At 36.7% G+C, this 11,687-nt stretch carries 9 protein-coding genes and 1 riboswitch; of the genes, 7 read left to right on the forward strand and 2 right to left on the reverse strand.

Going from position 1 to position 11,687, the window contains the following annotated elements; all coding sequences use genetic code 11:
- Window positions 1–32 precede the first annotated feature (32 nt).
- Window positions 33–3,599 (reverse strand): T9SS-dependent M36 family metallopeptidase, encoded by a 3,567-nt coding sequence (locus tag ACN0U3_RS00200; RefSeq protein WP_417264677.1) that lies wholly within the window; start codon window positions 3,597–3,599, stop codon window positions 33–35.
- A 218-nt stretch (window positions 3,600–3,817) separates the two neighbouring features.
- Between ACN0U3_RS00200 and ACN0U3_RS00205 the strand changes: the two genes are divergently transcribed.
- From ACN0U3_RS00205 to ACN0U3_RS00220, 4 genes are all read left to right on the forward strand, one after another.
- Window positions 3,818–3,961, forward strand: coding sequence for a hypothetical protein (locus ACN0U3_RS00205; protein ID WP_417264678.1), 144 nt, complete (start codon window positions 3,818–3,820; stop codon window positions 3,959–3,961).
- Between the two features lie 102 nt (window positions 3,962–4,063).
- On the forward strand, window positions 4,064–4,630 hold the full coding sequence (locus ACN0U3_RS00210; protein ID WP_417264679.1) for a helix-turn-helix domain-containing protein: 567 nt from the start codon (window positions 4,064–4,066) through the stop codon (window positions 4,628–4,630).
- Between the two features lie 192 nt (window positions 4,631–4,822).
- Window positions 4,823–7,048, forward strand: a complete 2,226-nt coding sequence (locus tag ACN0U3_RS00215; protein ID WP_417264680.1) for a heavy metal translocating P-type ATPase — start codon at window positions 4,823–4,825, stop codon at window positions 7,046–7,048.
- Between the two features lie 117 nt (window positions 7,049–7,165).
- A complete protein-coding gene (locus ACN0U3_RS00220; RefSeq protein ID WP_417264681.1) occupies window positions 7,166–7,375 on the forward strand; it encodes a heavy-metal-associated domain-containing protein in 210 nt (69 codons plus the stop codon).
- Between the two features lie 42 nt (window positions 7,376–7,417).
- Here ACN0U3_RS00220 and ACN0U3_RS00225 read toward each other — a convergent pair whose 3' ends face one another.
- A complete protein-coding gene (locus tag ACN0U3_RS00225) occupies window positions 7,418–9,886 on the reverse strand; it encodes a TonB-dependent receptor (protein ID WP_417264682.1) in 2,469 nt (822 codons plus the stop codon).
- A gap of 69 nt (window positions 9,887–9,955) precedes the next feature.
- Window positions 9,956–10,070: riboswitch (TPP riboswitch) on the reverse strand.
- Window positions 10,071–10,314: 244 nt separating this feature from the next.
- Here ACN0U3_RS00225 and ACN0U3_RS00230 point away from each other — a divergent pair.
- The 3 genes from ACN0U3_RS00230 to ACN0U3_RS00240 are packed head-to-tail and all read left to right on the forward strand — an operon-like array spanning window position 10,315 to window position 11,612.
- The gene (locus ACN0U3_RS00230) at window positions 10,315–10,902 is read left to right on the forward strand and encodes a hypothetical protein (protein ID WP_417264683.1); all 588 of its coding nucleotides are present in this window, start codon (window positions 10,315–10,317) and stop codon (window positions 10,900–10,902) included.
- A gap of 50 nt (window positions 10,903–10,952) precedes the next feature.
- Window positions 10,953–11,372, forward strand: coding sequence for a DUF2007 domain-containing protein (locus ACN0U3_RS00235; RefSeq protein WP_417264684.1), 420 nt, complete (start codon window positions 10,953–10,955; stop codon window positions 11,370–11,372).
- 18 nt (window positions 11,373–11,390) lie between these two features.
- Window positions 11,391–11,612 carry a hypothetical protein gene (locus ACN0U3_RS00240; protein WP_299207042.1) on the forward strand — a complete coding sequence of 74 codons (222 nt, stop codon included), beginning with the start codon at window positions 11,391–11,393 and terminating at the stop codon, window positions 11,610–11,612.
- Window positions 11,613–11,687 lie beyond the last annotated feature (75 nt).

An 11,687-nucleotide genomic window follows, 5' to 3' on the forward strand; every position in this document is an offset into this window, starting at 1 on the left:
AGTGCCCCTCTTTAAAAACTAAACTTTCTTTCTTAGTTTAACTTTGTAATTCTTTGCCTATTGACAATTCCTAGAGCTGTCTGATGCTCAATAATATAAACACCAGTCTCTCCTTCAAGAATAAATTGAAATTGTTTTTGATTTTCTAAATTGAATTCTTGAACTAACTTTCCAGTCATTTCATAAACGCTAATTTTCCCCTGACTAAATGGTTCTACAAACTCAATTTTAACCAATCCACCTGTAGGATTTGGATAGATTTTCATGCTGTTCTTTTCATGATTGTATAGATCTAAAATATTTATTCTCATACACGCTGAAGTATCCACACAATTTCCATTGGTGATGATTACCGCATAGTTTCCATTACTTGAAGGGGTGAAAGTTGAATTCACCTCACCCGAAATAGGAGCGTAATTCTCATCACAGTCTACCCATTGATAACTTGAATAGTTTGGTGATGATACCAAAGCATTGTTTTCAAAGTCTATTGTGAGATCAGTAACTATATCCATAATTGTTAAGTCTAAAGTTACGATAGAATCACAACCTCCTACTGTTGTTAAAGTTTCGCTATGTATTCCCGAACTGGTATAAGTCTGGTTGTTGGCTGACCAAGTATAGCTTCCGCAAACTTCCTCCGTTACTGTTGTTGAAACAGCTTGACCGCTGATCGTTAAGTCTAAAGTCACGACAGAATCACAGCCTCCTACTGTTGCTAAAGTTTCGGTATAAACTCCCGAACTGGTATAGGTCTGATTATTTGCTGACCAAGTATAACTTCCGCAAACTTCCTCGGTCACCGTTGTTGAAACAGACTGATTATTGATCGTCAAGTCTAAAGTTACAATAGAATCACAACCTTCTACTGTTGCTAAAGTTTCGGTATAAACTCCAGAAGTAGTATAGGTCTGACTATTAGCTGACCAAGTATAACTTCCGCAAACTTCCTCGGTTACCGTTGAAGATTGCGAATTTGAAATTATTAGGTCAAGAGTAACTATTGAATCACAACCACTTACTGTAGTTAAAGTTTCGGTATAAACTCCAGAATTAGAATACGTTTGATTATTAGCAGACCAAGTATAACTCCCACAAGCTACTTCTGTAATCGTTGATGTTTCTGAAGCTGTAATCGTTAGATCAAGAGTAACTATTGAGTCACAACCGTTTTCATTCAATAAATACGCGTTATAACTTCCTGAAGTAGTATACTCTTGATTATTAGTTGGCCAAGTATAGCTTCCACAAGCTGTAATTGTTTCCGTACTGTAAGTTGAACCAACAAACGGAGGTAAGTCAAAAGCTTCTGTTTGATCCGTTCTACTGTTGCTTGAACCTTGATCTGCAGAAAAACCGAGTCCTCTATTGGCAAACACCTCCCATATTAGGCAAGTGTTTTCACCATTATAAAGCAGTTGATCTGCTTGAAGAATAGCATCCCTTCCATCAACAAACCCAGGATTACATCCTTGAAGTTTCAAGCCTTGAATAACAAGGTGCATCGCAATATTATTTCCACCTGTTCCATTATACACATCTGGATCCATTCCATGCTTATCTATCAGCGCCCAAGTTAAATCCCACAACATTGTAGCCCATACAAATCCGATTCCATGGGGTTGTGATATAGCACCTGTATTGTTGGTTGCTGCATAAGTCATTTCGTTGATATTAAAATCTGTGCTGTACGGACGCGGACGAATTCCTCCCCCCATCGGCGTCTCTCCAGTAGCGTATGTTCCAATTCCTCTAACATCTCCGGGTTGGTCGCCAGGTTCAATGGTTAACATCAGTGCAAACCAATCTGACCAACCTTCACCCATTTGTTCACTATTACTTAAACAAGAAGAATTAGCGGCACCACCTGTGAGGCGAATTGAAATACCGTGACCATATTCATGAGCCACAATTCCATTATCGAAATCACCATCTAGTTGCACTGAAGAAGCATCAACGATAGTTGCGTTAACTGTTGCTCCATTTTCAATTTCCGTAATTAAAGCTTCTCCGTCGGCCATTGTAACAGAAAGCGAAGGAATTCCAAGACCTGGGTCTGTTCCCCCCATTGTGATTGTACCCCCAACATTATTCACAATAATTACAGCAAGTGCACCTGCAGCTTCTGCGTTTGCAACTTTATCTACGAAAGGACATGTTCCACGTCGAATAACGGCGATTTTACCATTTAAAGCTCCAGCATTAACAGCTGGTGAGCATGCTTCGGTTGGGTTCGCTGTATTGTCGTCATAAATAACTAAATCTGCCGTTATTGGAGTTGTTGGGATTGCAGGTCCGAAATTAGCAGGAATTGATTGATATTGACCACTCACTGTTGACGGAGAATTTACAGTTAAATAAGGAGGAGTTGGTGCTGACCAAAGATACATTTGCATGGTTGGATTACTTCCATCAGGAGGAGTTGCAAAATTAGCATTATTGGTTCCTCCACCATCTTGTGCTTGGGCAAAAACATGGTCATTTCCTAACCCCCCATTTCCATAGTTGTTTTGTTGAAAATTACCACTTGCTTCATCAAAACCATAGTTGTACCATACATCGTGCATGATATTATTCATATAAAAGAGGTTGGTAATTGCTGCATCTTCATTTGCTTGTGGTTGTAAATTAAGATTGAGCGGAAAATCAAAATCCAAAGCCGAACCTCCATCGGGCGAGTATCCTAACTGGTCGTTTGCATTGCGGTCTTCACTTGCATAGACATTATTCCCCCTAGTTGTTGTAAACTCCACTCCAGGCTGCCCATCCGTATCGTGCCAACCATAAGGTGAAGCAGAAAGGTTTTCAGGATCTACTACTATAGAACGAGCACCATGACTCGGACTTTCCACTGGGATCGCAAATACATTATAACTTGCACCCAAAACAGATGAGTTAGGAATATCGAAAGAAGTGAATTCTTCAATGGTATGATTATGTCCAGCATGTGATCCAGAACCTGGTCCAACATTACATTGAGAAACCCAATCCGTTTGATCTAAAAGCTCACCTGTTTGAGCATCAACACGAACGTGCCACCAATGTTCTTGATTCATTTGATAAATATCTAAATCCCAAACTGCACGTATGCTTTCATCGTTGGACAAAAACAGTTTTAATCTAACGTTGATATCTTCTTTTGACAATCCCTCAGCAGAAAAAACAAAGTGATTCTCTTTGCTTTGCTTTTCAGTCATTCGACCTGGGAACTTTAATCCTAATGCGCTTGCAGCACTTAAAACAGCCTCTTTGGCAGAAATCGTTGCGGTGGTTGTTTCGACTTTTTCTTCTAACTTGCTTACAAAATTGTTGGCCGTCAAATAAGCCTTTTGATCTTTTATTGCTATCACACTGATGGCGTTGTGTACGAAAAGGCCTTGGTGTTTTTGTGTTATATAATAATAGCTTATTCCTGTAGATTTATCTTCATGGGTATCTGTAATTCCCCATGACTTTACATCATTTGAACTTAAGTTATACGCACTTGCTTTTTCATTGATAACTGACTGTAGAATAGAGTTGTTATCTTGGGCAGAAAGAGAATTAACTATACTAAACGATAAGAATAGAAATAGGTAATTCCTAAGTAATGGTTTCATAATTTTTTGGGTTTTTATCTTGCATGAGTGTCTTTCAAATGTACATTAAAATTTTCGTTTTTCAAAATATCCAACTTTCTACAGTTCATAATTGGATAGTGTTCAAAAGAAAATAAACAAGACTATAAAGCACTGTTTAGCAGTATGTTTATTACTTTTAATTGATATTAACGATCCGCTTATCGTTTTAAAACATCAGGTCCAATGAAGATAAAAAAATGGCTATGCCTCTGCATTCTATGTATTCTCTTCATCTCGTGTGGGAAAACGAATTTGAACTGGCTTGTAATTATGCAAAATCTACTGTTCCAGAAGTTCCTATATTCAGTGTAGAAGCATATTTAGACATGGAGAATATATAGGTTTGGGATGGAGAGAGGTGATACAAGTTGGGATTGGTTTAAGACTTTATTGATTTTCGTCTATTCAATATCGCCTATAATTTTGTATTTTCGTCAAAGCAAATGTCAAAAACGCTTCACATAAAAAACATGGTTTGTCCGCGGTGTATTACAGCTGTGGATGAAGTTTTAAAGGAAATGAACATCCCTTCAGAAAAGATAGAACTTGGTCAGGTTTTCCTAAAGGACGAGGTGTCTGAATCCATTCGAAAAGAATTTGGTGAAAAGTTAAATGAATTGGGGTTTGAACTTTTGTCTGATGCTACAACTCAGTTAATATCAGAGATAAAAACGGCAATCATTCAACAAATCCATCATGACTCAGAGCCTTTAAACGTCAATTTCTCAGATTTCCTAAGTCAAAGATTAAATTATGACTATTCCTATTTGAGTCGCTTGTTTTCTGGAGTAGAAGGCATTACTATCAATCGATTTATTGTACTTCAGAAGATTGAAAAAGTAAAGGAATTGCTTTTTTATAATGAAATGACTGCAGCAGAAATTGCACATCAACTCAATTACAACAGTGTAGCTTATCTTTCTAACGTTTTTAAAAAGGAAACAGGGATGACGCTTTCACAGTTTAAGGAGCTGAGGGACCCGAAGAGGAGGGGGATTGCGGATGTTTAGGTGGTTAAAATTTTACCGCGGAGCATCGCTGAGGTTTCGCTGAGGTTCGCAAAGAGAAAAATGGTTGGGTGATTGAGACTGTCAGCGTCAAAAGAAGCAAGATATCAAATTTTCATACCTTTCTTACAAAATAACGTAACACTTTCTGTATCCAATTTGCCGATATTTGTTATTCAATAAAAATGACCTTATATGAGTAATTCTAACATAAAAAAACTTACTTTTCCTGTTACTGGAATGACCTGTGTGGGATGCGCGTCTAGTGTTGAAAACATCCTCAACAAAATGGATGGGGTTACAGAAGCGGGAGTGAACTTTACTTCTAACACTGTTTTGGTTTCCTATGACAGTAAAAAAGTAAGTAAAGAACAATTAAAATCTAATTTGCAAAGTGCTGGATATGATATTATCATTTCAGAAAAAAATGCAAAAGAAGAACAAGAAGAGCAACAAGATAAAGCATACAAAGAAGTCAAAAAACGAACCTTTTGGGCAGCAATTTTGACTTTGCCAGTATTTGTTTTAGGAATGTTCTTTATGAGCTGGACACCGGGGAATTATATTTCACTAATATTTGCCACTCCTGTACTTTTCATCTTTGGTAGAAGTTTTTTTATCAATGCATGGAAACAAGCAAAGCACAAAAAGGTAAACATGGACACCTTGGTGGCTTTAAGTACGGGAATTGCCTATTTGTTTAGTCTGTTCAGCACCTTTTTTCCTTCAGTTTTAGAATCACAGGGAATCACCGCACATGTTTATTACGAAGCGGCAACGGTTATCATTACCTTTATCTTGTTAGGGAAAGTAATGGAAGAAAAAGCCAAATCCAATACTTCTTCTGCGCTTAAAAAGTTGATGGGGCTTCAGCCTAAAACCTTGCGTGCCATCATTAATGGAACAGAACAAGAGATTCCGATTGAAGCAGTTGAGAAAGGAAATACCATTATTATTCGACCAGGAGAAAGAGTTCCTGTAGATGGAGTGGTAATTCAAGGAAATTCATTTGTAAATGAAAGCATGATTACTGGAGAACCTGTTCCTGTTGAAAAATATGAAGGAGAAAAGGTTTTTGCTGGAACTGTCAACCAGAAAGGAAGCTTTCATTTTACTGCTGAAAAAGTGGGGAAAGATACTTTACTTTCACAGATCATTAAACGTGTACAAGAAGCCCAAGGAAGTAAAGCGCCTGTCCAACAATTGGTGGATAAAATTGCAAGTATTTTTGTTCCCATTGTTATTGGAGTAGCCATTCTAACTTTTATTGTTTGGATGAGTCTTGGAGGAGATCTAGCCTTCTCTCATGGATTAACAACAGCTATTGCCGTTTTAATTGTAGCTTGTCCTTGTGCACTTGGATTGGCAACACCAACAGCGATCATGGTTGGAATTGGTTTGGGGGCTGAAAACAACATCTTAATTAAAGATGCAGAAAGTTTAGAATTAGGCCACAAAGTAGACGCCATTATTCTTGATAAAACAGGGACAATTACCAGAGGTAAACCTAATGTTACGGACGAAAAATGGTTGATTAATGAAAACAAAGCAATATTACGTTCAAAACTTTTAGCTTTAGAAGCAGATTCAGAACATCCTTTAGCCGATGCTGTCATAAGAAAGCTCAAAGAAGAGGGTGTAGAACCTTCTAAAATGACAGATTTCAACAGTATTACAGGGCGAGGTGTTCAAGCGAAAGACGAAGATGGAAAAACCTTTTTTATTGGAAATAGAGCTTTAGTTGAAGGTCAAGGAATAGCTATTGACGAAGCGTTAAATGATACCGTTCAAAAATGGCAAAACGAAGCCAAAACAGTAGTGTTTTTTACTGACGATAAACAATTACTTGCTATTTTAGGAATTGCAGATGAAATCAAAGAAAACTCTATTCAAGCCATAAAAGATTTGAAAGGCCTAGGTGTTGATGTATATATGTTGACTGGTGACAATCAGAACACGGCAACAGCAGTGGCTCAACAAGTAGGGATTTCTGAATTCAAAGGTGGTGTAATGCCTTCTGACAAATCAGATTTTGTACAGCAACTCCAAAAAGATGGTCGTGTAGTAGCCATGGTGGGAGATGGAATTAATGATTCTGAAGCTTTGGCACAGGCTGATGTAGGAATAGCGATGGGACATGGTTCTGACATTGCGATGGATGTAGCTAAAATCACTTTAACGACTTCGGATTTAGCGGCAATTCCTAAAGCTTTAAAGCTCTCATCAAGAACCGTAAAAGGCATTCGACAAAACTTGTTTTGGGCGTTTTTCTATAACGTAATTAGTATTCCAGTTGCCGCAGGAGTACTTTATTCGGTGAATGGTTTTTTATTGGACCCAATGATTGCAGGAGCTGCGATGGCATTTAGCTCAGTTTCTGTAGTACTCAATAGTTTACGCTTAAAAAACATAAAACTATAGCATGAGATATCGAAAATATTACTTAGCATTGGGGCTTCGACTTCGCTCGGACACCAATTTAAATTAATAAATGAGCTAAAAGGATAATCAAGATTTACTTTATTAAAAACAAAAACGATGAAAGAATTAAAATTTAAAACGACGTTGAAATGTGGTGGATGTGAAGAAAAAGTCACTCCAGGATTGAATGCAATCAATGAAATTGAAGAATGGGATGTAGATTTAGATCATCCAGATAAAATATTGACTGTTTATGCAACAAAAGATATAGAGGACAAAATTATCGAAGCAGTAGAAAAAGTAGGCTTTGAATTAGAGCGCTTATAAAATCAAATAGGGGCGATTAATCAATCGCCCCTAATTTTTTTATTACAATTTTAACAACAACCTCACCATGAAGTTTCGTCCGGCTTGTGGATAATAGAAGTTCTCTTGAGTCCTATCTCCTGCAACCAGGTATGAGAATGTATATCCGTTGTTCTCATACAATTCGTTAAAGAGGTTATTTACTCTACCCCCTACTGTAATCTCCTCAAATCCAAGTGCTGAAAAACTATACGATAAATCAAAGTGACTTACAAAATATGCGTTCAATGCACGGTCCTCATTTGAAGTATTGTCCAGGTATTGTTTACCCACATATTTGTTAATCAAGCTTACTTTTAAACCTTTAACAGGCGCATAATTTAATGTCAATCCAGCAATTACTGATGGAGAAAACGCCAAATCTGTCGTACCATGTTCAATTTCTGTTTGAGGAATAACATTCCATGATGCATCATAACTATCAACATATTCTACGAAGTTCTTGATTTTGTTTTCGCTTAAAGAAAGATTGGCTGTAATCCCTAGTTTATCGAATACTTGGTATCCTCCTTCAAGTTCTAATCCTAAACGGTAACTTTCTTTAACGTTTGTCCTTGTGTATCCTCCAACATCGTTAATTTCACCTGTCAATACCAATTGATTATCGTACATCATATGATAAACGTTGGCATTGATAAACGCTTTTTGGTGGGTGTATCGGTAACCTGCTTCAAGGTTAAACAATGTTTCATGTGAAGGTCTGTTTCCTGCAGTTTTTTCACGGAAATCTTTACGCACAGGCTCGCGGTTCGCAATTGCATAAGAGGCATAAACTGAATTTTGTGAATTGATTCTATACGACAATCCAGCCTTTGGATTAAAGAAGTTATAGAAAACACGTTGATCCACCTCTTCGATGCTTCCACTAACATCGTCAATTCCTAAGAATGCATAATCAATATGACGGTACTGTGCATCGGCAAAGAAAGTAAACTTCTTCCATTGGTAGTTGGCTTTTAGGTATACGTTACCATCATATTTCGTAGAATTATTTTCGTAATATTTATCACTTTTTTCATGATCTGGCATATATTCAGCCCAAATTACGTGTCCAAAATGGTCACCAATGTACTTGTTCAAACCTCCTCCTAAAGTCAGTTCTAGTCCTTTCAAGCTGTTGTAGTTAAAGTTAAATATTCCTCCTCCAAAATGATTGTCTAACCATTTTTGACGAATTAAGTCCATACGATCGATTAGGTCACCATTTACTGTAATTGGTGAATATCCATAGGTTGAAAACTTATCGTTTGGACGGTAGTTTTCATAATAGCCACGACCTCTTGTATAGTGTGCTGCTGCTTTCATATTCCATTTTCTATTGAACTGATATGCATAGTGTAATTGATAATGGTCTTGTTGATAATTATCCGTTTCATTATCATAAGTGTAGGCATTATATGTTCTTCCAGAAGTCAACAAGTTCTCTAATTCATCCGCTGACAATCCATTTCGACCGGCATAATCAATCATCCCTTGCTCATCATTTTCGATGCGACTTTCTGGAGTTCCATACCAAGCTTGGTAGGTTTTTTCCATTCCACTAAAAATATTTAACCTTAAAGTTGACTTTTTCCCGTGATAAGCTCCAGAAAGGTAAAATGATTTCAAATCAGAACTTGCTCTATCTAAGTATCCATCCGATTTAATGCGAGATAAGCGCGCATCAACTGTAAACATATTTTTTAACATTCCTGTTCCAACGTTTACAGAGTTTCTAATGGTATTGAAAGAACCACCAGAGTTATCAATTATCGCATAAGGCTTTTGTGCAAGTTTATTGGTTCCAATATTGATGCTTGCCCCAAATGCTCCACCGCCGTTTGATGAGGTACCTACACCACGCTGAACTTGCATACTCTCTACAGAAGAGGAGAAGTCTGGCATATTCACCCAAAAAACACCTTGTGATTCCGCATCGTTCAACGGAATTCCATCAACTGTTACATTGGTTCTTGTTGGATCCACTCCACGAATTCTAAATGAAGTGTACCCTACTCCAGAACCTCCATCTGAAGTCACAACCGTTGAGGGCATAGATTCTAACAAATAAGGTAAATCTTGACCATAGTTTTGACCTTCGATTTCTTCTGCGGTAATGTTAGAATACGTTGTTGGCGTTTTTTTATCTGCACGTACAGCCCTAACATCAATTCCTTCTTGCAGGAAGAAAGTAGCGTTCAATGAAAAATTAATTTCCACATCTTTGTCTACCACTATGGTTTTAGACATTGTTTCATACCCGAAGAAGCTTGCTCTTACTTCATAAGTCCCATTTTTTAGATCTTTAATGATGTATTCACCATCGGTTTGAGCGACAGCTCCGGTGTTTTGTCCTTTAATACTCACAGTAGCACCTACCAGGGCTTCACCATGATCATTTTTGACTTTACCAAAGATTTGATTTTGTGCGAACGCACTGGTTGACAACAACAAAGCCGCTGTCAAGGCTTTCATAACATTTCTTGTTTTCATGCTTTTAAACATTTAACAAGAATCAGGGGCTAATTCTTGGATTTATAATAAATTCGAATTAACACTATTGTTCTTTTGGTCATCTTCCCGCCGCAGGTACTAACCTGATCCGGTTCAATGGGTATAATCTCAGTCTCGACATTTATTGTCGTGACACCCCTTAGAGACGCCGCAAAGATAATGAGGATATTTTGAATATTCGAAGGCTAAGGTGGAGTTTTTGTTTAGTCATTGAGTATGAGATTAATTACCAAGCAAATGAAACTAAAAACAGCAAAGGTACGGGATGTTTGATTGATGGAATTGGACTCCAAAACAACGAATAACTACTTATAGTACTCGTTTCAAATACTCTACTTTTAAGAAGCTATTTTAACAGCATCCTTCTATCTTTTTGTATAATTTGCCAAACCAAACGAAGAATCTACATGAAATACATCAACAACTTCTTTAACGAACTCGGAATAATATTTTCTTATGTTGTTATGTTATTCATGGCCTACTATTTCGAATGGGAACCTTTTGGAATCTTCGTTTATTATTTGATTGAAATTACGGTCCTTCTGTTGGTTTATGTGTTGTTAAGGCTAAGGGAAGTAAGTAAAAACACTAAAATCAATAAGAAAGCTCAACCAATAGCCAATATTTTAATTGGAATTATTCCTTTGCTACTTATACAATATTTAATCGTTGGATTTATTTCTGTAGCCATCGATCCAAATGAAAGTTTCATAGAAAAGAATCTTTTAATGACAAAAGAAGTCCTGTTTGCATTCTGCTCTTTGACATTTGTATACCTTTTAAAAGCAATACAAATGATTAAGATCAAGGACCGTTTATTGATTTTTCAAAACAACTTCCTTTTTAAAGTGATTGCCTTGTCTATGACAAACTTCCTGGGATTAATTCTTGTCATTGGATTTGAAATGACTTCATTACTCACGGTTTTAACAATTATGACCGCAATACGCATTGGTTTAGTAATTTACTTAGGAAAGACAGAAAAGTTAATGTAATTGGTTTGTCAGCTTTGTATTTATTGAATAACTTTAAGGAAAAATAAACAATGGCACTTGTAACAATAATGACTTCCGACAACGGGATTGACGTACACATAATGAAAGGGAGGTTAGAGACTGATGGTATTGATTGTTTTGTTTTTGATGAAAATATTATGACTTTAAATCCACTTTTCAACATCGCCGTTGGGGGAGTCAAATTAAAAGTCAACGAAGAAGATGCTGATAAAGCTAGGGCAATCATAAAAGAATTAGAATTACAACCTCTAGTAGATCACAATGAAAATGTTATTCAATGTCCAAAATGTAACTCAACAAATCTTTATACCAACTTTAAGTCTATGAAAGGCTTTTTCGGGTTTATGTCAGCAATTATTTCGTTATTGCTCGCTGTTTTCCCCTTACATTTCAAATCCGTGTATAAGTGTAAGGAATGTGACTTTGAATTTAAAGTTGAAAAGAAATAATCTTTTAATATTGCAATTATGAATTGGATATCAACATTTTTTGATGCCATTACGGGAGGTCACGGCGCATCAATCTTATATGTTTTTGGAATAGGATTAACGGTTATTGGCGGTATTCTTATTAAGCATGTTGAAGAATGGCCTCAATTAATCGGCGCAGTATGTTTATGTCTATCTGGTGTTTTTATTCTTTATTTTAAAATTCGAAAAGACATCAAAGAGTTTAGAGAAATGAATTAGAAAACAACCATAAATGATGGTTCTTCTTCTCCACATTTTATATGGTTATTCAAGTCTATATTTCAGCGTTAACCT

Source organism: Brumimicrobium sp. (assembly GCF_048268645.1).
Lineage (GTDB): Bacteria > Bacteroidota > Bacteroidia > Flavobacteriales_D > Crocinitomicaceae > Brumimicrobium > Brumimicrobium ulvae.